The following is a 19,983-nucleotide window of genomic DNA, read 5'->3' as shown; positions in this document are numbered from 1 at the left end:
CTTGGATGGCGAAGGAAGGCCGCGCGGGGCTATCATGCTGCGTTGCAAAAGGCAAAGCCGCCGGGCGGATCAGTCTGGCGTCGCCGGGTCGGGCTCTGCCGTGTCGCGTTCGGCCAGCGCCGCGGCGAGCGTCTGCCTCGCGCGCGGATTGGCGGTGCTGATCCGGCCGAAGCGCCAGGCGACGCGCGGCGTCGCGACGGCGTCGAAGGCGACGACGAGCTGTTCGATGCGCCGCCTGCCGTCGGAGGCGGCGAGGAAGATGCTCTCCTCGACGGTGATGGCAAGCCCCTGCGCCTCGAAGCTCCAGACCTCGCCCGAGGCGAGCGCCAGCATGGCCCCGCTCCCCTCGCGCACGAGGCTCACGCGGACGTTCGGATGCAGGTGGAAGCGCAGCGCGGCGGGAAGCGTCGCGTGCGCGCCGTTGAGCGCGATCTCGTCCTCGCCGGCAAGCGAAGCGCCGTCGCGGGCGAGCAGGAGGCGCCGCGTATGGACCGCGCCGAGGCTGCGGCGATAGCCGTCATGGCTTGCGACCCATTCCGGGCCGTCCGCGCCGTCCTGGCGCGCGACGCGGACGTCGCGGGGACCGGCGACGATGCGCATCTGCCCCAGCACCATGCCGAAATTCGCGCTGGAGCGATCGGCGAGCACGAGCGTCGAATGGGCGGCGGTGGAGCGTGCCGCGAGCTTCAACTCGGGCGGGCCGAAGCGGCTGGCGCCGCAATTGACGACGATCCGCTGCGCGCCGCTGGAGAATTCGAAGGCGAGGCAGCCGGCATGGGCCTCGACCGAATAGGCGCCGCGCGGCGGGGCGCCGGCGTCCACGACGACGATGCTGCGTTCGGCCGAAAGCCGGCTATAGCCGGAATAGGCGGCGTGCTCGGTCGGGCGCCCGCGCGCGTCGTCATAGGCCGCGAGCGTCGCCATCAGGTCGGGCGGGGTCGTGCCCATGCCGTTGAACAGGGCAAGCGCACCGTCGCCGTGCCTGAACAGGCGCAAATGCGGCATCATCCGCTCGATCGCGGTCAGGACGCCGCGCGGCGGCTCGAGCCCGCGGGCGGCGAAGGTCTCGCGCAGGGGCAAAAGGTCGAGCAGGAATTCGATCAGCAGGCGCGGATTGCGCGAGAGGTGGCCGCCATCGGGCAGGATCTGCTCGTCGAGCGCGTCGGAGAGCAGGCTCTCGATCCGGCGCCGGCGCCCGTCCTGGCCGTCGAGGCAGATCGCGGCGAAGGCCACCGCGATCAGGCCGTTGAGCCGGTCCGCCCCTTCGACCGCGCCCGCCAGCGCCAGCCCGACCCGGTCGGACAGGCGCGAGACATGGCGCAGATAGCGCTCGTAGAAGACGTGGTCGGCGCCTTCCAGCAGGAGCGGGGAATGCGACAGCAGCGAGATCAGCCGGCGGGCCGCCACCGTCGGGCGCCGGGCGATCTCGTGGCGGTGGCGGCGCTTGGCGATGAAATCCTCGACCAGGCTGCGGGCATTGGCGCGGGCGATCGCCGTGTCGGCGGCGCGCATGTGGCGCAGCCAGCCGAAGCCATAGAGCGCTTCCGCCCAGGCCTCGCTCGGTGGCATGGCGTCGAAGGGCGATTCGCCGTGGCTGCGCAGCGTCCGCCCGGCGAAGGCGTAGTAGCCGGCATAGAAATCGCCGGCCGTGGTCGGATCGGCCGTGCGCAGATCATGCGGGGCGAAGAGCAGGCGGGTGGCATGGCTGCGGCCGAAGGGCCAGAGCTTTCGCGTCGCGCCGACGAATTGGCCGCGCGTCCGCCGCGCCGCGCGGCCGATCGCGGCCTGGGCCAATCCCCGTCGCTCAGACCAGCCGCTCAAAGGCGCGTAAGCTCCGTCCTCCGGCGCGGCATCGTGCCACGCGGATCCCGATCCCGTCATAGCCTGATCAGGCGGGTTGCGTAAAATCCCGCCCATCCCGACAGGCGCGGCGTTTCGCCGGGCAATTGCTGCGGCAGGGTGCGGATATCGCCGTTGCCGTCGATCGGATCGGTCAAACCGCCGATTTCGGCGGGGCGCACCGGCTCGCGACGAAACTGGGGATGACGGGCGAGGAAGGCGGAAGTCTGCTCCTCGCCCTCCTGCTGCTCGAGCGAGCAGGTGCAGTAGACGAGGCGCCCGCCGGGCTTCGTCAGCGCGGCGGCGGCGTCGAGCAGGCGCGCCTGCAGGGCGGCGAGCCGGTCGCGGTCTTCAGGGAGCTTTGTCCAGGCGACATCGGGATGGCGGCGGATGGTGCCGGTCGCGCTGCACGGGGCATCGAGCAGCACGGCGTCGAAGGGGTCCGCCTTCCAGCTTGCGGCATCGGCGGTGACGATTTCCGCCGCGAGGCCGAGCCGGGCGAGATTGGCCTTCAGGCGGCGCAGGCGCGGGCCGGAACGGTCGAGCGCGGTGGCGCTGGCGCCGGCTGCCGCGATCTGGGCCGTCTTGCCGCCGGGCGCCGCGCAGAGATCGGCGATGCGTTCGCCGGGTTGGGGTGCCAGCAGCCTGACCGGCAGCGCCGCTGCTGCGTCCTGCACCCACCACGCGCCCTCCTCGAAGCCCGGCAGGCCGGCGATGGCCTGCCGCTCGCGCAGGCGTACCGAGCCGGTCGGCAGGACGATGCCGCCGAGCTTGTCGGCCCAGCCGGCGGGATCGGCCTTGACGGAAAGGTCGAGCGGCGGCTCCTCGCGATGGCTCATGGCGATGGCGGCTGCCGTCTCTTCGCCATAAGCCGCTGACCAGCTTTCGATGAGCCAGTCGGGCGTGTCGCCGAAGGCGTCGGCTTGGGCTTCCGCAAGGACCGCGTCGCGCTCGCGGGCAAGACGGCGCAGCACGGCATTGCCGAGCGCGGCATAGCGGGCCGAGCGCTGATCCTCGTGCAGATGGCGGATGGCGAGGTCGACGGCGGCGTGGTCGGGCACGTCGAGGAACAGGATCTGCGCCGCCGCTGCCGTCAGGATCGGCTCGAACGGGCCGGACTGGCGCGGGCTGCCGCGGTCGAGGCGGGCGTCGATGGCGTGGCGGATCGTGCCGAGCCGGCGGAAGGCCGTGACCGCGATGGCCCGCGCCAGGCTCGCATCGGCGGCGTCGAGCCCGGATTCGGGCAGGAGCCGCTCCAGCGTCTCGTCGAGCGCGACGCGGGCGCGCAGCACCTCGTCGATGACGGCGGCCGCGAGCCGGCGCGCCGGCAGGCCCGGCGCGTCCTCGCGTTCGGGGGCCGCCGCCCGGGGCGGGCGGCGCGGGGCAAAACGATCGGCCATCTCAGCCCCAGGGGCCGGGCTGGCGCGGGGCGCTGCCCCAGGGGCCGGCGCCGGCCCCGGCGGTGAAGCTCGCGGCATTGCCGCGGCCGATGCCCAGCGCGCGGGCCTGTTCCATCAGCGCGGCGATGCGGTTGCCGGTGTCGGGATGGGTCGAGAACAGATTATCCATGCCGCCGCCGGTCAGGGGATTGATGATGAACATATGCGCCGTAGCAGGCTTGGCCTCGGCTGTCTCGCTCGGGATGTGGGCGACGCCGGCCGCGATCTTGGCGAGCGCGTCGGCGAGCCAGACCGGATTGCCGCAGATCTCGCCGCCGAGCCTGTCGGCCTCGTATTCGCGCGAGCGCGAGATCGCCATCTGGATCAGGGCGGCGGCCATCGGCGCCAGGATCGAGAGCAGGATCTGGACGATCAGGTTCGGGCGGTTGTCACGCGAGCCGAACAACATGCCGAAGGTGACGAGCGAGGAGATCGCGCCGGCGAAGGTCGCGGTGATCGTCATGGTCAGCGTGTCGTGGTTCCTGATATGCGCGAGCTCATGCGCCATCACGCCGGCGAGTTCCTCATAGGTCAGCGTGCGCAGGATGCCGGTGGTCGCCGCGACGGCGGCGTTCTGCGGGTTGCGGCCGGTGGCGAAGGCGTTGGGCTGGGCCTCGTCGATCAGGTAGACGCGCGGCATCGGCATGTTCGCACGCGCTGCGAGGTCGCGCACCATCCCGTAAAGCTCAGGCGCGGTCGCAGCGTCGACCTCATGGGCATTGTGGGCCGCGAGCGCGAGCCGGTCGGAGTTCCAGTAGCTGAAGAGATTGGTGACGGCGGCGAAGCCGAGCGCCATCACCATGCCGCCGCCGCCGCCGATCAGATAGCCGACCGCGCCGAACAGCGCGGTCAGGCCCGCCATCAGCATGCCGGTGCGAACGTAGTTCATCGCTTTCCCTTCCCAGGCTCTCGCATCGGCGAGCGTCGTGCCCTATGTGGTGAGGGCGATCCAGATCCTGCAAGAGAATCCCGCGAGGAAACCAGCCGCGATGTCCGACGACGCCGAGCAGCATGCCACAAAGCCGCTCACGCCTGCGGCGCAACGCGCGCTGGCGGAAGCGGCGGCGCGGCGCGCGGCGATCGACGCCCATGCGGCGGAGGTCGCCGGGCAGCGCGAGCTCAATGGTCGCGGCGGGCTCGAGCCCGTGCGCTACGACGATTGGGAAGTGAAGGGCATCGCCAGCGATTTCTGACGGGCCGGAACCGCGCGCAACCCCCCGAAACATTGCCAATCGGTGGCCCAGCGTCCAAACAGCAGCCGGACTCAAGCGGATTCGCCTCATGGACAGTACCGACAAGCGCCTCGCGGCCCTGCGCCGCCTTCTTGCCGAGGCGCATGGCAAGCTTGGCCTGAAGCTCGGCTTCCGGCTCTGGGACGGCAGCGCCGTGCCGGCTTCCTGGCCGTCGCAGGGGCTGGCCATCGCCATCGCCGATCCCGGCGTGATCGCAGCCCTGATCCGCAAGCCCAGGCTCGACACGCTGCTCAACCTGCATATCGCCGACCGCATCGCGATCGTGAACGGCTCGATCTTCGATCTCGCCCTGGCCCGGCCGGAGGGCAAGGTCGGCAGGCTCGCGCGGAACATCCCCAAGGGCGCGGTCTTCGACGTCGTCCGCCGCTTCCTCTTCGCGCCGGGCAAGGCGGCGGATGCTGTCAGCCACCGCAAGGGCGACGAGATCGCCCGCGACGGCGATCCTGAGACCAACAAGGCCAATGTCGCCTATCACTACGACGTCTCGAACGCTTTCTACCGGCTCTTCCTCGACGAGGAGATGGTCTACACCTGCGCCTATTTCACCGAGGATCACGGCGATATCGGCCGGGCGCAGCAGGACAAGCTCGACATGATCTGCCGGAAGCTGCGCCTGAAACCCGGCGACCGCTTCCTCGACATCGGCTGCGGCTGGGGCGCGCTGGTCTGCCATGCCGCCCGCTATTACGGCGTCGAGGCGCATGGCGTGACGCTGGCCGAGGAGCAGCTCAAATATGCGCGCGAGAAGGTCGAGCGCTGGGGCTTGCAGGACAAGGTCACCCTGCATCTGCGCGACTACACGCAGATGCAGGGCGAGTTCGACAAGATTTCCTCGATCGGCATGTTCGAGCAGGTCGGCATCCGCAATTACCCGACCTATTTCGGCACGGTGAACCGGCTGCTCAGGCCGCGGGGGTTGTATCTGCACCACACCATCTCGCGCCGGGCCAAGAGGACCGAGAAGGCGTTCAACAAGATGCCGGCGGAATACCGGGCGCTGGTGCGCTACATCTTCCCCGGCGGCGAGCTCGACCATCTGGGCATGTCGATCACCAATCTCGAGCGCCACGGCTTCGAGATCCACGACGTCGAGGGCTGGCGCGAGCATTACCAGCGCACGACGAGGCTGTGGTGGGAAAGGCTGGAGGCCAACAGGGACAAGGCCGAGGCCGAGATCGGCCCCGAGCGGACGCGGATGTGGCTGCTCTATCTGGCGGGCTGCTCGCTCGCCTTCGAGCGCGGCGGGGCGCTGATCAACCAGACGCTGGTCTCGAAGCGGCGCAAGGGAGCATCAGGCCTGCCGCTGACGCGCGCAGACCTCTATCGTTCCTGATCGGGTGCGGGCCGGCCTCAGGCGCCGGCCTTCCGACTGTGGGGTTACTTCTTGACGAAGAGGTCGAGCTTTCCGTGATGCTCGGCCAGGAGATAATAGAAGGTCAGGCGCGACTTGGTCCTGTCGGCCTTCATCTGCTCGCAGATCGTCTTGATCGAGCCGTCGAGATCGCCGGACTTCAGGCCGAGCTTCTTCTTCAGGAAGTTCTCACGGACGCGATCGAGCTCGGCCGGGTCGGAGCAGGCGACGTAGCGGGTATCGGGTTTGCTCATCACCAGAGCATAGGCTTTCGACATGCCGGCGAAGGCCGCTTCGTTGAGCGGCTTCTTGGCGAATTTCTTCACGTCGACGAGATGGTCCATCTTGTAGCCCCCTTCCTGGCCCGCGCCACGGCACGAGCGGATCAAGTGTCGCGAGGCGGAGGTTAACGCGGTTCTGTGTGGGGGGCGAGGGGCAATGGCCAGGATTTCGGGATTTCGGACCGGCGCCGGCCCGCTTTTGGTCGAAGGTGCGGCTTTGCGGCCTCAGGGCAGCACGACGACCGGCGTTCCCATCCGCACGCGGGCATAGAGGTCGATCACGTCGCGGTTGTGCATGCGAAAGCAGCCATAGGAGGCGGCGGTGCCGACGGTCGCCGGCATGTTGGTGCCGTGGATGGCGTATTGCCCGCCGGGCCCGAGCCCGATCACGCGCGCGCCCATCGGGTTGCGCGGCGAGCCGCCGGGGATGACGTCGGGCAGGCGCGGATTGTCGCGCTTCACCTCGGCCGGGGGCGCCCAGGCCGGGTCGACCTGCATCTCCTCGACATATTTGACTCCGCGCCACTGCTTGCCGGCCTTGCCGACGGCGACGGTGTAGCGGATCGCCGCGTCCGGCGCGACGACGAAGTAGAGCTTCCGCTCGCTCGTGCGGATCACGATGGTGCCGGGCTCGAAGCGCCCGTCCTGCAGGCCGACGATCTCGCGCGCCTCAGCCGGAAGTGCCGATGCGCCGGCGATGGACAGGGCAAGGGCCGCAACCGCGATGGACCTCGGCATGTTTGAGAACTCCCGCTCGAAACCGGGGGAGTTGTGGCGCCGCAGCCGTGAAGCGCGGGTTGAGCGATATGGTGAAGCCGCGATTCAGGATGAATCGCCGCTTTACGCCGCCGGCCGCGCCCGGTGCTGCTGCGGCAGCAGGAAGGGCAGGCCCGGCGCCGGCGCGCGGCTCAAGCTGAGGTCGACCTTGAAGACCTGGCGCAGCAGCGCGTCGTCCAGCGTCTGCGCCGGCGGCCCCTGCGCGATGATCCGGCCCTGGTCCATCACCACGAGATGGTCGGCATAGGTCACGGCGAGATTGAGGTCGTGCAGCACGATCAGGACCGCGACGCCCCGCGCGGCGATGGCGCGCGCCATGTCGAGCAGCGCGAGCTGGTGGCAGAGGTCGAGGCTGGCGATCGGCTCGTCGAGGAAGAGCACCTGCCGCTCAGTGACGCTGCGGCCGGCTTCGAGCTGGCAGAGCACGCGGGAAAACTGCACGCGCTGCTGCTCGCCGCCCGAGAGCGTCTGGTAGCGCCGGCCGGCGAGCTCGATCACGCCCGCGGCGGCGAGGCTTTCGGCGACGATCGCCTCGCGCCGCTGGCGCGTCAGCGCCCGGCCGATGCCGTCGGTGCCCAGCCGCGCGACCTCGTAGACGCTGAACGGGAAGGCGAGTCGCGCATGCTGCGCCATCACCGCGCGCAGGCAGGCGAGCCGCCAGGCCGGCACCGCCGCAAGCGGCTCGCCGGCGATGCGGATCTGGCCTCCGGCCGGCCTGATCTCGCCGGTCAGGAGCTTGAGCAGGGTCGATTTGCCGGCGCCGTTGGGGCCGATCAGGATCGTGGTCGTGCCGCCGGCGAGCGCGATGTTCGCCTCGGCGACGAGGCTGCGCCCGCCCGCGCGGAAGCTCACGCCCTGGCCGGAGAGGATCGGGTTCGGTTCAGACATCGATCAGGCTCGTGCGGCGCAGCAGCAGCCAGAGGAAGAAGGGCGCGCCGATGGCGGCGGTGACGATGCCGATCGGCAGTTCCGCCGGGACGACGATGAGCCGGGCGACGATGTCGGCGCTGACCAGCAGCATCGCCCCGCCCAGCGCCGAGAGCGGCAGCAGGAGCCGGTGGTCCGGGCCGACCGAGAGCCGGATCAGATGCGGCACGACGATGCCGACGAAGCCGATCAGCCCGGCCGCGGCGACGCTGGCGCCGACGGCGAGCGCGACGAGCAGGATCGCCAGCGCCTTGATCCGCTGGACGGGAATGCCGAGGTGATAGGCTTCCGCCTCGCCGAGCATCAGCCCGTTGAGGCCGCGTGCCAGGAACGGCATCAGCATCAGGATCGGCAGGATGATCGGCGCCACGACCGAGAGCTTGGTCCAGCTCGCGCCGCCGAGGCTGCCGAGCGACCAGAAGGTCAGGTCGCGCAATTGCCGGTCGTCGGAGATGAAGGCGAGCAGGCCGGTCAGCGCGCTTGCGAGCGCGCCGAGCGCGACGCCGGCGAGCAGCATCGTCGCGACCGAGGTGCGCCCGCCGCGCGTCGCGATCAGGTAGAGCGCGAGCGTCGTGACGAGGCCGCCGCAGAAGGCACCGAGCGGCAGCGCGGCGAAGGGCAGCTTCATCATCGTGCCGGCGAGGAAGCGGTCGCCGAGCACGATGGTGGTTGCCGCGGCGAGAGCCGCCCCGCTCGACACGCCGACGAGGCCGGGATCGGCCAGCGGGTTGCGGAACAGCCCCTGCATCAGCGCGCCGGAGACGGCCAGCCCCGCGCCGACGAGCAGGCCCAGCAGCACGCGCGGCAGGCGGATGTTGAGGACGACGAGCACGTCGCGCGCCTCGAGCAGGCCCGCATCGCCGGAAAGCTTCGCCAGCAGGATCTCGGCGATGCGGGAGGGCGCGATCGCGATCGCGCCCTGGCCGACGGCGACGACGGCGAGCAGCAGGCAGGCGAGCGCGAAGCCGACGATGGTGACGAGGCCGGCGCGGCGGCGCCCGGCGATCAGCGTGGCGAGCGCCGGCGAAGTCATGGCCGGGGACGGGGCCGCGAGGCTCACGGGGCGGCGGCCGTCTTGAGCGGCGGAATCGCCGCTTCCGGATAGATCGCGGCCATCAGGTCGCGCGCCGCCATCGGCGTGCGCGGCCCAAAGCCGAGCAGGTAGAGCCCGTCCATCTGGATCAGCCGCCGCTCGCTCGCGGCCGGCGTCCGGGCGAAGGCGGGCAGCGCGAAGAGATCGTCGGGCTTGATCGCGTGGTCGCCGGCGCCGCGGCGCATCATCACCACGATCTCGGGCTGGGCGGCGGCGATCGATTCCTCCGTCATCGGCTTGTAGCCCTCGATCGTATCGGCGACGTTGACCGCGCCCGCGAGCCTGATGATCGCATCGGCCGAGCTGTTGCGGCCGCCGACCAGCGCGCGGCCGTTCTGCAGCGCCAGCACGAAGAGGATCCGCCGCTTCTGCGTGATCGCGGCGCGCAGTGCGGAAAGCTCCTCGAACCGCGCTTTGGTTTCAGCCGCCAGCCGCCCGGCCGGCTCGGCCGCGCCGAGCGCGGCGCCGATCGCGGCGATCTTGGCGACGACGCCCTCGGGCGTCTGCCCGTCGTCGATGGTGACGATCTTCACCCCGGATTCCTTCAGCAGCGATACCGCGTCGGGCGGGCCGGCGCCGTCGACGACCATGATCAGCGAGGGCTTCAGCGAGAGCACGCCCTCGGCCGAGAGCGCCCGGACATAGCCGACATTGGCTTTGTCCCTCAGCGCCTGCGCCGGGTACTGGCTGGTGGAGTCGACGCCGACGACCCGGTCCTGCAGGCCGAGCGCGTAGATCACCTCGGTGATGACGCCGCCGGCGACGACGATGCGCTCCGGCGCCTGGGCGAAGGCGGCCGGCCGGCCGAGCCCGCCGAGGCTGAGAGCCGTCAGGGCGATGGCGGCCGTAAGCTCGCGGCGGTTCGGCTGCGGGATTGTGGAATGCGCTTGGCGGATGCGCGGGCCGGACATGTCATTACTCCAGATCGGGCTCGAGCCGGCGGGTTTCGCACGGCGTCAGGCCCCGAAAAAAGTCGTGTTCAGTTTCAAGTCGTTCCATTTCAAGTAGTTCTTGTTTTTAATTATTTAAAACAAGAACATCCTTGCGGCGTTGTTGACGGTGATATTAGGCTTTACTACAAGGGGTCAAGGGCGGCGCCTTCGCGCCGCCGGCTCCGCCGTTCCACGGCTCTTCAGATGCAGGGTTTGCCGATGTTCATCGCCATGAATCGCTTCAAGGTCGTCAAGGGCGAGGAGGCTGCCTTCGAGGAGATCTGGTCCTCGCGCAAGACCCGTCTCGACGAGATGGCGGGTTTCATCTCCTTCCACCTGCTGAAGGGGCCGGAGAAGGAGGACCACACGCTCTATTCCTCCCATACCTCATGGGCCACGAAGGAGAATTTCGTCGCCTGGACGAAGTCGGAGCAGTTCCGCGCCTCGCATCGCGGCGCCGGTCAGCCGCGCCCGAAGCCGATCTATCTCGGCCATCCGGAGTTCGAGGGTTTCGAGACCGTGCTGAGCGAGACCAACCCGCATCTGCCCCTCCAGGTGGCCGAGTGAGGCAGCGCCGATGACGAACGCCGATATCGCCACCCGCGATCCGATCGAGCATGCGCGCGCCCTGCTTGCCGCCAAGCCCGATGGCCTGATCGAGGCCGTCGCGCGCGAAGCCGGGGTCTCGACGCGCGTGGCGCTCGAGCTGCTGCCGGCCGGGCAGCGGCTCCCGGTGGAGCCCGAGCGCTTCGAGGAGGTCTGGAAGGAGCTTTCGACCTGGGGCACGGTGCTCTTCCTGATGCACACGCCCGACATCGTGCTGGAATGCGAGGGCTCCCTGCCGGTCGGCAGCTTCGGCCACGGCTACTACAACATCCATGGCGACAGCCCGATCGGCGGCCACATCAAGGCTGAGAACTGCCGGGCGATCTATCTGGTCGATCGCGCCACGGCGCAGGGCCGGCGCGCCTGCTCGGTGCAGTTCTTCAACGGCGTCGGCGAGGTGATGTTCAAGGTCTTCGTGCGGCGCGATGCCCAGCGCGCGCTGCTGCCGGAGCAGCTGGCGCGGTTCGAGGCGCTGAAGGCACGCTTCGCCTGAGCCTTCAAAACGACACGCTCGTTTCATGGATTGTGGCCCATGAAGCCGGGCCAGGAGTGCAATTCACCGATCGTTAACCATGTCGGCGCAGCCTTCGCTGCAGAAGGCCCGCCGATCATGATCGTGCCGCGTGACCGGGTTCTCTCGGATGACGGGGCCGCCCCAGCCGGCGAGAGGCCCTTTGACGGTTCGACGATGGGGCTCGATATGGCTGCGCATGTCACCCTGGAACGGGTTCTCCTGCCGCATGGCCGGCCGACGCTGTCGGTCGCGGCCGGGCGCCGCTTCGTGGAGGAACGGACGCCTGCCCTGCGCTCAGGCCTCGGCTTCGCGATGCTGCTCGGCCTGCGCTTCGTCCAGGCCCGGCTGATCTCGGTCTGGGGGCTGATCATTGCGGCCGCGCTGTGCCCGCCATTCGTCTTCGCCGCCTTCGCGGTCTTCGCCGCCGCTGCGAACCTCGTCTCGGTCGCCGCGCTCCTGCGGTTCGAGGCGGTGTTCTTCCGCAACAGCGACCGTGCTCGGCTCGGCCTCGCCTTCAGGCTCGCCGCCGCGGTCGGGGCCGCCTTCCTCGCCGTCACCGCCCTCGTCCTCGCCGGGCTGGTGCTCGGCGGCTGGATCGCGCCGGCGGTCGCCTTCTTCTTCCTGGTGTCGCTCACGGCGCGCTCGGTGCTGCGCCTGATCTGGTCGGAGGCGACGGCGGAGGGGGATTTCCGTGCCATCGGCAACAGCAATGTCGTGCAGGCGGTGGTCCAGCCGGGGATCATGCTCCTCCTGATCTGGCTTTTCGGGCCGAAGGCGCTGGCGCTCTTCGTCGCGGATGCGCTCGGCCATGTGCTCGCGGCGACCTATCTCCTGCGGCGCCGCTGGGGCGGCGTCGCCGGGCTGGTCGAGCCGGCGCTCTGGTCGTGGCATAGCCTCGTGCGGGCGGCGTCGCGCTGGCGCGACGCGCCATCTGCCCTGCTGCCCTCGGCCCTGCTGGCCTATGGCTTCGCCGCGGCGCCGCTGCTTGCCCTGCCCTATGCCAGCAACACGGTGCTGGCGGCGCAGGTCGCCCTGTCGATGCGCCTGCTCGACATGCCGACGCAGATGTTCGGCACGGTCTCGACCCCGCTCGTGCTGAACGGCCTGCGCGCCCATGCCGGCCGGCACCGGCGCTTCTGGGGGCGGGTCGTCGCGCTTGGCCTGATCGCCGCCGCGACCGTGCTGTTCAGCCTGATCGCCTGCGCTTCCACCCTGGCCGACCATTGGCTGATCGGCACCAAATGGCAGGATCTGGGCGAGGTCGTCGCGCTGATGGCGGCGTTCTACATCGGCATCGCCGTGCTCGCGCCGTTGCAGGAAGTGGCGACGCTTTCGCGCCGGCCCTTCTGGCAGGTCTCGGTCAATGCGGCGGCGCTTGCGGCGATCGTGGCGGCGATGGCGTGGTTCGGCGAGCTCTCGCCGGCCCTGCTGCAGGCGATCGGCGCGATCTCGATCCTGCGGGCGCTGGCGCATGCCCTGTTCGTCTGGCTTCACCTCGACGATCGGGCCGAGGCGGCGCCGGATGGCCTCGCCGCGCCGGTGCCGGCCGGCTGAGCGTTAGAGCATCGGATGCGAAAAGCGGCATCCACTTTTCGGAAAAATCCGATGCCCCAGCGATGATCTATTCCCGGCGGATCAGCCGGTCGGCGATGAGCGAGGACAGCAATCCGGGCTTGAACTCCCGCTCCAGCCGTTCAGGGTCGTAAGTTGTCGCGACCCAGTCCAGGAAGGCCATGCCTTTCGCCTCGCCTTCGCGGCGATAGGCTTCGAAGAAGGCGTCGAGGATGCCGGTCTTGGCGAAGCGGAAATGGCCGTAGCGCAGCGAGAGCTGGCGCATCGCCTCGTCGAGCGGGCGCTTTTCATGGATGATGAGATAGAGCGCCGAGAAGAAGCCGGCCCGGTCGGCGCCGGATTTGCAGTGCGCCAGCACGGGTTCCGCGAGGCTGTCGAAGAAGGCGCCGGCGCCGAGGATGCTCTCGCGCTCCGGCGCCCCGCGCGAGCGCAACACGAAATCGACGAGGCGGATGCCGTGGCGTTCGCAGGCTTCCTTCTGCAGGGGCCAGGAGCCGTGCTCGCGCCCGCCGCGCAGGTTGACGATGGTCTTGACCCCCTTGCGCGCGAAGGCCGCGATCTGGCCGGGCGAAGGCTGGGCCGAGCGCCACAGCCCCGGCGTGACGCGGTGCGCGTTGAGATAGGCGAGCCGGAAGATGCCGTGATCGACGAGGAGCATGTTCGCCCAGGCGCGCAGGCGCTGGCCGCGGCCCTCGATCGGCCGGTCCCAGCGGGCGATGCGGGCCATGCGGCGGGCATAGCGCTCCTCGTCGGGGCGCAGGCGGCTCAGCACGGCCGGGTCTTAGGACGGTTCATGGGCCGCCCGATACAGCATCGGACCGGAAAGTGGAAACCACTTTTCGGGACGATCCGATGCGCGCAGCCCGGCGGCCAGACGATGGAAGGGGTTGGCCTTTCAGCCGCGTGCTTGCATAAGGCGCAAGGACAAGCTCCAGCGACAGGTCCCGCCATGCGCATCGACGCCATCTCCATCGGCAAGAACCCGCCCGAAGAAGTGAATGTCCTGATCGAGGTGGCGATCGGCGGCGAGCCGATCAAGTACGAGATGGACAAGGCGGCCGGCACGCTCTTCGTCGACCGCTTCCTCTATACGCCGATGCGCTATCCGGGGAATTACGGCTTCATCCCGCACACCCTTTCCGAGGACGGCGACCCCTGCGACGTGCTGGTGGCGAATACGCGCCCGCTGGTGCCGGGCTCCTACATCGCGGTCAGGCCGATCGGCGTGATGCTGATGGAGGACGAGGCCGGCGGCGACGAGAAGATCATCGCCGTGCCGGTGCCGAAGCTGACCAAGCGCTACGAGAACGTGCACAACTACACCGACCTGCCGAAGATCACGCTCGACCAGATCCAGCACTTCTTCGAGCACTACAAGGACCTCGAGCCCGGCAAATGGGTCAAGCTCAAGGGCTGGGGCGACGCCGCCACCGCCCGCAAGCTGATCTCCGAGGCGATCGAGCGGGCGAAGGCCGCGAAGGACTGAAGGCCGGCTCGGCCGTGCGGCGCTCGGCCCTCGGACGATGCTCGCTTGCGACGATCGGCGCCGAAGCCCGACAGGAAAATGACGATTTTCAGAATCTGTAACTTCATACGCCGCCTGTTGCGTTGCGGCGCCGTTCCGGTTTCGTTACAGAACCAGACACTCTAGAATGATCCCAAATGGGTCCGCCGCCTCCGACGGGCCGCTTGATCGGAGAATGATATTGGCCGAGGTCAAGCCCGCGGCGCGCCCGCTTTCACCGCATCTGCAGATCTACCGCTGGTCCTGGACGATGGCGATGTCCGTCGCCCATCGCGTCACCGGCACGGGGCTTTACCTCGGCACGGTGCTGATCGCCGCCTGGCTCGTCGCCGCCGCTTCCGGCCCCGCCGCCTTCGGCACGGCGCAGGCCGTCGCCGGCTCCTTCCTCGGCCGGCTCGCGCTCTTCCTCTACAGCTTCTCGCTGATCCACCACATGCTGGGGGGCCTGCGCCATTTCGTCTGGGACATGGGCAAGGGCTTCGAGCTCCAGACGCGCATGAACCTCGCCAAGTTCACGCTGATCGGCTCGGTCGGCCTGACGGTCCTGATCTGGATCGTCGTGCTCGTCCTGCGCTGAGGAGGCCGCCATGCAATCCCATTCCTCGATGCGCACCCCGCTCGGCCGCGTCCGCGGCCTCGGCTCCGCCAAGTCCGGCACCGGCCATTTCTGGCTCCAGCGCGTCACCGCCGCCTCCAACCTGATCCTGACGGTGATCTTCGTCTTCATCGTCATCGCACTGGTCGGAAAACCCTATCCGGCCGCGATTGCGCTCCTGTCGCATCCGCTCGTCGCGATCCTGATGCTGCTCTTCATCCTCTCGGCCTGCATCCATATGCGCATCGGCATGCAGGTCATCATCGAGGACTATGTCCATGGCGAGGGGGTCAAGGTTCTCGCCGTCATGGCCAATACCTTTTTCGCCGTCGCTGTCGGCGCGGCCAGCGTCTATGCGGTGCTGAAGCTGTCTTTTGGAGGCTGATCCGATGGCGATCACAAAATCCCGCCCGGTCCCGGCCTATAACGGCACCGCCTATCCGATCACCGACCACACCTTCGACGTCGTCGTCGTCGGCGCCGGCGGCGCGGGGCTTCGCGCCACCGTCGGCTGCTCGCAGGCGGGGCTTCGCACCGCCTGCGTCACGAAAGTCTTCCCGACCCGCTCGCACACCGTCGCGGCGCAAGGGGGCGTGGCCGCCTCGCTCGGCAACATGGGCAAGGACACCTGGCAGTGGCACATGTACGACACCGTCAAGGGGTCGGACTGGCTCGGCGACCAGGACGCGATCGAATATCTCGTGCGCAACGCGCCGGCCGCCGTCTATGAGCTCGAGCATTGGGGCGTGCCGTTCTCGCGCACCGAGGACGGCAAGATCTACCAGCGCCCCTTCGGCGGCATGACCACCGAGTTCGGCGAGGGCCCGCCGGCCCAGCGCACCTGCGCCGCGGCCGACCGCACCGGCCACGCCATGCTGCACACGCTCTACGGCCAGGCGCTGCGCTACAACACCGAGTTCTTCATCGAGTTCTTCGCCATCGACCTGATCATGGACGAGGACGGCCATTGCCGCGGCGTGATCGCGCTGAAGCTCGACGACGGCACGCTGCACCGCTTCCGCGCCCAGCAGACGATCCTGGCGACGGGCGGCTATGGCCGCACCTATTTCTCCGCAACCAGCGCCCATACCTGCACCGGCGACGGCGGCGGCATGGTGCTGCGCGCCGGCCTGCCCTTGCAGGACATGGAGTTCGTGCAGTTCCATCCGACCGGCATCTACGGCGCCGGCTGCCTGATCACGGAAGGGGCGCGCGGCGAGGGTGGCTACCTGACCAATTCCGAGGGCGAGCGCTTCATGGAGCGCTACGCGCCGTCCGCCAAGGACCTCGCCTCGCGCGACGTCGTCTCGCGCTCGATGACGATGGAGATCCGGGCGGGCCGCGGCGTCGGCAAGAACAAGGACCACATCTACCTGCATCTCGACCATCTCGATCCGAAGATCCTGCACGAGCGCCTGCCGGGCATCTCCGAGAGCGCCAAGATCTTCGCCGGCGTCGACGTGACCCGCGAGCCGATCCCCGTGCTGCCGACGGTGCACTACAACATGGGCGGCATCCCGACGAATTATCACGGCGAGGTCCTGACCAAGGTCGGCGGTGATCCCGATACGGTGGTGCCGGGCCTGATGGCGATCGGCGAGGCGGCCTGCGTCTCGGTGCACGGCGCCAATCGCCTCGGCTCCAACTCGCTGATCGACCTCGTCGTCTTCGGCCGCGCGGCCGGCCTGCGCTGCGCCGAGACGGTGACGGCGGGCGAGAAGCAGCCGGAGCTGCCGAAGGGCTCCTCGGACCTCGCGCTCTCCCGCCTCGACAGATACCGCAACGCGTCCGGCGGCACGCCGACGGCGGTGCTGCGCGACCGCATGCAGCGCACGATGCAGAACAACTGCGCCGTCTACCGCGAAGGCCCGACGCTGGAGGAGGGCCACAAGCTCATCCACGAGGTCTGGGCCGGCATCGCCGACATCGGCACCACGGACCGCTCGCTGATCTGGAACTCCGATCTGGTCGAGACGCTGGAGTTCGACAACCTGATCACCCAGGCGGTCGTCACCATGGATTCGGCGCTGAACCGCCCCGAAAGCCGCGGCGCGCACGCCCGCGAGGATTATCCCGACCGCAACGACAAGGACTGGATGAAGCACACGCTCGCCTGGATCGACGACGGCAAGCGCACGGTCACGCTCGACGACCGGCCGGTGCACACCTACACGATGTCCAACGACATCGAGTACATCAAGCCCAAGGCACGGGTGTACTGAGGATACTTGCGATGGCTGAATTCAATCTCCCGAAGAACTCCCGCCTGACCGAGGGCAAGACCTGGCCGAAGCCTTCGGGCCAGAACGTCACCGCCTTCAAGATCTATCGCTGGAGCCCGGACGACACCGCCAACCCGCGCACCGACACCTACTACGTCGACCGCGACGATTGCGGGCCGATGGTTCTCGACGCGCTGATCTGGATCAAGAACAAGGTCGACCCGACGCTGACCTTCCGCCGCTCCTGCCGCGAGGGCATCTGCGGCTCCTGCGCCATGAACATGGACGGCATGAACGGGCTCGCCTGCACCACCGGCATCGACGAATGCGGCGGCACGGGCAAGCATGCGGGACAGGTCGCGATCTATCCGCTGCCGCACATGCCGGTGGTCAAGGACCTCGTGCCGGATCTGACCCGCTTCTATGCCCAGCACGCCTCGATCGAGCCCTGGCTCCAGACCACGACGCCGGCGCCCGAAAAGGAATGGCGCCAGGCCAAGGACGACCGCGAGAAGCTCGACGGGCTCTACGAGTGCATCCTCTGCGCCTGCTGCTCGACCTCCTGCCCGAGCTACTGGTGGAACGGCGACCGCTATCTCGGCCCGGCCGCGCTGCTCCAGGCCTATCGCTGGCTGATCGATTCGCGCGACGAGGCGACGGGCGAGCGGCTCGACAATCTGGAAGATCCGTTCCGGCTCTATCGCTGCCACACCATCATGAACTGCGCGAACGCCTGCCCGAAGGGGCTGAACCCGGCCAAGGCGATCGCGGAAATCAAGAAGATGATGGTGGCGCGCCAGGTCTGACGCTCGCCGGGCCGGCTAGCGGCCAGCCCTCAGGAAATATACCGCCCCGGCCGGTACGGCGTCGGGTCGATCGGCGGGGGCTCGCCGCAGACCATGGCGGCGATCATCTCGCCGGTGATCGGGCCGGTCGAGAAGCCGACATGCTGGTTGCCGAAGGCGAGCCAGAGGCCGGGATGGCGCGGCGCCTCGCCGATCATCGGCAGCGAATCCGGAAGCGTCGGCCGCGCGCCGCGCCAGGTCTCGCCGACGACGGCGCCCAATGGAAACGCCTCGCGCGCCGCAGCCGTCGCGCTGTCGATCTGGCGCAGCGCATCGGGAGCATCGCGCAAGGACAGGTCGACGCCGCAGGTGACGCGATAGCCCTGCTCCATCGGCGCGATGTAATAGGCGCCGTCGACATCGTAGACCGGCCGCGTCAAGCTGCTGCCGGCCTGCGGCGTGAGATGCCGGTGATAACCACGCTCGACGTCGAGCTTCGGATCGATGCCGAGCGGTTTCAGGAGATCGCCGCTCCAGGGGCCGAGGGCGACCACGGTGATGTCGGCCTCGAAGCCGCCCGTCGCGGTCTCGGCGCGCCAGCCGGCACTGTTGCGGGAAAGCCCGGTGACGGCGGCCTGCACGATGCGCGCGCCGCGTTCGGCGAAGAGGGCGGCATAGGCCGCGGTGACGGCGCCCGGCGAATCGACCGAGCCGACGCTGGGGATCAGGAGCCCGGCCGGGAAGATCGGCTTCAGCCCGGGCTCGACGCCCGAGATGCCCTGCCGGTCGAGGAGGTGCGATTCGATGCCGTGGCGCTTCAGGAAGTCGTGCTCGGCCTGGGCGGCGGCATGGCCGGCCTCGCTGCGCCAGAGCTTGAGGGTGCCGGTCTCGCGCAGACGGTGCGGGATGCCGGCCTCGCCCATCAGGGCGCGGTGGCGCGCGACCGTGTCGGCCGTCAGCGCCTGCAGGGCGGCGATGCGGGCGAGCCCTTGCGAGGGGCGGGCCTCCCAGAGGAAGCGCAGGAGCCAGCCCGGCCGGGTCGAGGCCCGCCGCAGGCTCAGATTGAGCGCCGGGTGGCGGTTGCCGAGATAGCCGGCGATCTTGGCGTAGAGGGCGGGGTTGTTGAGCGGCAGGATCGAGGAGGCGGCGAGCACGCCGGCATTGCCGTAGGAGGTTTCGCGGCCGGGTTCCTTGCGGTCGATCAACGTCACCGCGAGGCCGCGTTTCTGGAGGGCGAGCGCGCAGGAGACGCCGACCATGCCGGCGCCGAGGACGAGAGCCGTACGGGTCACGCAATCCTCCCGGCCGTCGCCGGCTCCTTCAGCCAGTGGTCGAGGAAGGCATCGAGCCACAGCCGGATCGCCGGGTCGTGCTGGAACCAGCCCGGCACATGGGTATGGCCGAGCTGGGCGCCGGGCATCAGCGTGCGCTCATAGCCGCGCACCGACCAGCGATACATCATCGCCGGCGTTACCTCGGGATGGAACTGGACGCCGTAGAGCCTGTTGCCGGCCTGGATCGCCTGCACCGGAAAATCGCCGCCGGTGGCGAGGCATTGCGCCCCTTGCGGGCAGTCGAAGCCGTCGCGGTGCCATTGATAGACCGTGCCCGGCCAGGTGAAGCCGGCGGCCTTGGCATGCCGGCGGCCGGCATCGGTGACCGCGAGCGGGTAATAGCCGACCTCGGCCCGGCCTTCGCCATGGGTATAGACGCGCGCGCCCATCTGCTTCGCCAGCATCTGCGCGCCGAGGCAGATGCCGAGGAAGGCCGCGTCCTCCTTCAGGCAGGTGCCGATCCAGTCGATCTCGGCCTTGATGTAATCGTCCGGGTCGTTCGCGCCCATCGGGCCGCCGAAGATCACGGCACCCGCATGGTCCCGCATCGTCGCCGGCAGGGGATCGCCGAAGCGCGGCTTGCGGATGTCGAGGGCATGGCCGCGCGCCTGCAGGAGGCGGCCGACGCGGCCGGGCGTCGAATGCTCCTGATGCAGCACGATCAGCACCGGCTTGAGGGCAGGCTGGGTGGAACGGGTGCGACGGGCGGGGCGAAAAGGGAAGGCGTGCTCGTTCATCACGGACTTCGAGGTCGCTTGCGCGCGAGGGTCTTCAAGGCCGCGCGAAGCCATGCCAGATCGCCGGCGAGCATGCGGTTCCCCGCGCGGCGAAGCAAGCGATTTATCGGCCGTGCGGTGCTGATCCGGGCCGCGCCTTGCGCGCCTTCCACCGTCGGGCGCTTGACGCCGGCGTCGCGGCCTGCGATGAGAATGAACATT

The 19,983-nt window shown here is 69.2% G+C and carries 22 protein-coding genes; 10 read left to right on the top strand and 12 right to left on the bottom strand.

The features are described from left to right. Nucleotides 1–69 precede the first annotated feature (69 nt). The 3 genes from M9917_RS04050 to htpX form a co-directional block, all read right to left on the bottom strand. Nucleotides 70–1,794 carry a heparinase II/III family protein gene (locus M9917_RS04050; RefSeq protein WP_297251080.1) on the bottom strand — a complete coding sequence of 575 codons (1,725 nt, stop codon included), beginning with the start codon at nt 1,792–1,794 and terminating at the stop codon, nt 70–72. An 83-nt stretch (nt 1,795–1,877) separates the two neighbouring features. Then, nucleotides 1,878–3,239 carry an RsmB/NOP family class I SAM-dependent RNA methyltransferase gene (locus M9917_RS04045; protein ID WP_297251078.1) on the bottom strand — a complete coding sequence of 454 codons (1,362 nt, stop codon included), beginning with the start codon at nt 3,237–3,239 and terminating at the stop codon, nt 1,878–1,880. A gap of 1 nt (nt 3,240) precedes the next feature. Beyond that, a complete protein-coding gene (gene htpX / locus M9917_RS04040; RefSeq protein WP_297251076.1) occupies nt 3,241–4,167 on the bottom strand; it encodes a zinc metalloprotease HtpX in 927 nt (308 codons plus the stop codon). 100 nt (nt 4,168–4,267) lie between these two features. Between htpX and M9917_RS04035 the strand changes: the two genes are divergently transcribed. Both M9917_RS04035 and M9917_RS04030 read left to right on the top strand, forming a co-directional pair. Further along, nucleotides 4,268–4,471, top strand: a complete 204-nt coding sequence (locus M9917_RS04035; protein WP_297251074.1) for a DUF1674 domain-containing protein — start codon at nt 4,268–4,270, stop codon at nt 4,469–4,471. Nucleotides 4,472–4,559: 88 nt separating this feature from the next. Further along, on the top strand, nt 4,560–5,864 hold the full coding sequence (locus tag M9917_RS04030) for a class I SAM-dependent methyltransferase (RefSeq protein WP_297251072.1): 1,305 nt from the start codon (nt 4,560–4,562) through the stop codon (nt 5,862–5,864). Nucleotides 5,865–5,908: 44 nt separating this feature from the next. Here the strand turns inward: M9917_RS04030 and M9917_RS04025 are convergent, their stop codons facing one another. The 5 genes from M9917_RS04025 to M9917_RS04005 all read right to left on the bottom strand — a co-directional run bounded on the left by M9917_RS04025 (nt 5,909) and on the right by M9917_RS04005 (nt 9,871). Then, a complete protein-coding gene (locus tag M9917_RS04025) occupies nt 5,909–6,226 on the bottom strand; it encodes a DUF2853 family protein (RefSeq protein WP_297251070.1) in 318 nt (105 codons plus the stop codon). 162 nt (nt 6,227–6,388) lie between these two features. After that, a complete protein-coding gene (locus tag M9917_RS04020; RefSeq protein WP_297251068.1) occupies nt 6,389–6,901 on the bottom strand; it encodes a L,D-transpeptidase in 513 nt (170 codons plus the stop codon). A 102-nt stretch (nt 6,902–7,003) separates the two neighbouring features. Beyond that, nucleotides 7,004–7,828, bottom strand: a complete 825-nt coding sequence (locus M9917_RS04015; RefSeq protein ID WP_297251066.1) for a heme ABC transporter ATP-binding protein — start codon at nt 7,826–7,828, stop codon at nt 7,004–7,006. Beyond that, a complete protein-coding gene (locus M9917_RS04010; RefSeq protein WP_297251064.1) occupies nt 7,821–8,900 on the bottom strand; it encodes a FecCD family ABC transporter permease in 1,080 nt (359 codons plus the stop codon). Before M9917_RS04010 ends, M9917_RS04015 begins: the two co-directional genes overlap by 8 nt. A 23-nt stretch (nt 8,901–8,923) precedes the next feature. Beyond that, nucleotides 8,924–9,871 carry a heme/hemin ABC transporter substrate-binding protein gene (locus M9917_RS04005; RefSeq protein ID WP_297251062.1) on the bottom strand — a complete coding sequence of 316 codons (948 nt, stop codon included), beginning with the start codon at nt 9,869–9,871 and terminating at the stop codon, nt 8,924–8,926. Between the two features lie 240 nt (nt 9,872–10,111). Here M9917_RS04005 and hmuQ point away from each other — a divergent pair, with 240 nt between their 5' ends. The 3 genes from hmuQ (at nt 10,112) to M9917_RS03990 (ending at nt 12,566) form a co-directional block, all read left to right on the top strand. Next, the gene (hmuQ, locus tag M9917_RS04000; RefSeq protein ID WP_297251060.1) at nt 10,112–10,459 is read left to right on the top strand and encodes a heme-degrading protein HmuQ; all 348 of its coding nucleotides are present in this window, start codon (nt 10,112–10,114) and stop codon (nt 10,457–10,459) included. A 10-nt stretch (nt 10,460–10,469) separates the two neighbouring features. After that, nucleotides 10,470–10,991 (top strand): heme utilization cystosolic carrier protein HutX, encoded by a 522-nt coding sequence (gene hutX, locus M9917_RS03995; protein ID WP_297251059.1) that lies wholly within the window; start codon nt 10,470–10,472, stop codon nt 10,989–10,991. Between the two features lie 117 nt (nt 10,992–11,108). Next, nucleotides 11,109–12,566 carry a hypothetical protein gene (locus M9917_RS03990; protein WP_297251057.1) on the top strand — a complete coding sequence of 486 codons (1,458 nt, stop codon included), beginning with the start codon at nt 11,109–11,111 and terminating at the stop codon, nt 12,564–12,566. A gap of 67 nt (nt 12,567–12,633) precedes the next feature. Here the strand turns inward: M9917_RS03990 and M9917_RS03985 are convergent, their stop codons facing one another. After that, nucleotides 12,634–13,356 carry a fused DSP-PTPase phosphatase/NAD kinase-like protein gene (locus M9917_RS03985; protein ID WP_297251055.1) on the bottom strand — a complete coding sequence of 241 codons (723 nt, stop codon included), beginning with the start codon at nt 13,354–13,356 and terminating at the stop codon, nt 12,634–12,636. A 177-nt stretch (nt 13,357–13,533) separates the two neighbouring features. Between M9917_RS03985 and ppa the strand changes: the two genes are divergently transcribed. The 5 genes from ppa (at nt 13,534) to M9917_RS03960 (ending at nt 17,732) form a co-directional block, all read left to right on the top strand. Further along, on the top strand, nt 13,534–14,070 hold the full coding sequence (gene ppa, locus M9917_RS03980) for an inorganic diphosphatase (RefSeq protein ID WP_297251053.1): 537 nt from the start codon (nt 13,534–13,536) through the stop codon (nt 14,068–14,070). Nucleotides 14,071–14,284: 214 nt separating this feature from the next. After that, nucleotides 14,285–14,686, top strand: a complete 402-nt coding sequence (gene sdhC, locus M9917_RS03975) for a succinate dehydrogenase, cytochrome b556 subunit (RefSeq protein ID WP_297251051.1) — start codon at nt 14,285–14,287, stop codon at nt 14,684–14,686. A gap of 10 nt (nt 14,687–14,696) precedes the next feature. Beyond that, a complete protein-coding gene (gene sdhD / locus M9917_RS03970) occupies nt 14,697–15,089 on the top strand; it encodes a succinate dehydrogenase, hydrophobic membrane anchor protein (protein ID WP_297251049.1) in 393 nt (130 codons plus the stop codon). A 4-nt stretch (nt 15,090–15,093) separates the two neighbouring features. Continuing rightward, on the top strand, nt 15,094–16,926 hold the full coding sequence (gene sdhA / locus M9917_RS03965) for a succinate dehydrogenase flavoprotein subunit (RefSeq protein ID WP_297251047.1): 1,833 nt from the start codon (nt 15,094–15,096) through the stop codon (nt 16,924–16,926). A gap of 11 nt (nt 16,927–16,937) precedes the next feature. Beyond that, nucleotides 16,938–17,732 (top strand): succinate dehydrogenase iron-sulfur subunit, encoded by a 795-nt coding sequence (locus M9917_RS03960; RefSeq protein ID WP_297251045.1) that lies wholly within the window; start codon nt 16,938–16,940, stop codon nt 17,730–17,732. A 29-nt stretch (nt 17,733–17,761) separates the two neighbouring features. Here the strand turns inward: M9917_RS03960 and M9917_RS03955 are convergent, their stop codons facing one another. Genes M9917_RS03955 through M9917_RS03945 form a run of 3 tightly spaced genes read right to left on the bottom strand, consistent with a single transcriptional unit; the run spans nt 17,762 to nt 19,982 of the window. Continuing rightward, a complete protein-coding gene (locus M9917_RS03955; RefSeq protein ID WP_297251043.1) occupies nt 17,762–19,003 on the bottom strand; it encodes an NAD(P)/FAD-dependent oxidoreductase in 1,242 nt (413 codons plus the stop codon). Continuing rightward, entirely contained in the window at nt 19,000–19,782 is a 783-nt protein-coding gene (locus M9917_RS03950) for a glutamine amidotransferase (RefSeq protein WP_297251041.1), read from the bottom strand. The genes M9917_RS03955 and M9917_RS03950 overlap by 4 nt, the downstream gene beginning before the upstream one ends. After that, on the bottom strand, nt 19,782–19,982 hold the full coding sequence (locus M9917_RS03945; protein WP_297251039.1) for a hypothetical protein: 201 nt from the start codon (nt 19,980–19,982) through the stop codon (nt 19,782–19,784). The genes M9917_RS03950 and M9917_RS03945 overlap by 1 nt, the downstream gene beginning before the upstream one ends. Between the last annotated feature and the right edge of the window lies 1 nt (nt 19,983).

This window comes from Bosea sp. (in: a-proteobacteria), from assembly GCF_023953965.1.
GTDB lineage: Bacteria > Pseudomonadota > Alphaproteobacteria > Rhizobiales > Beijerinckiaceae > Allobosea.
Note: the sequence above shows the minus strand (reverse complement) of the source record. Positions and strands in the feature narration are given on the sequence as shown.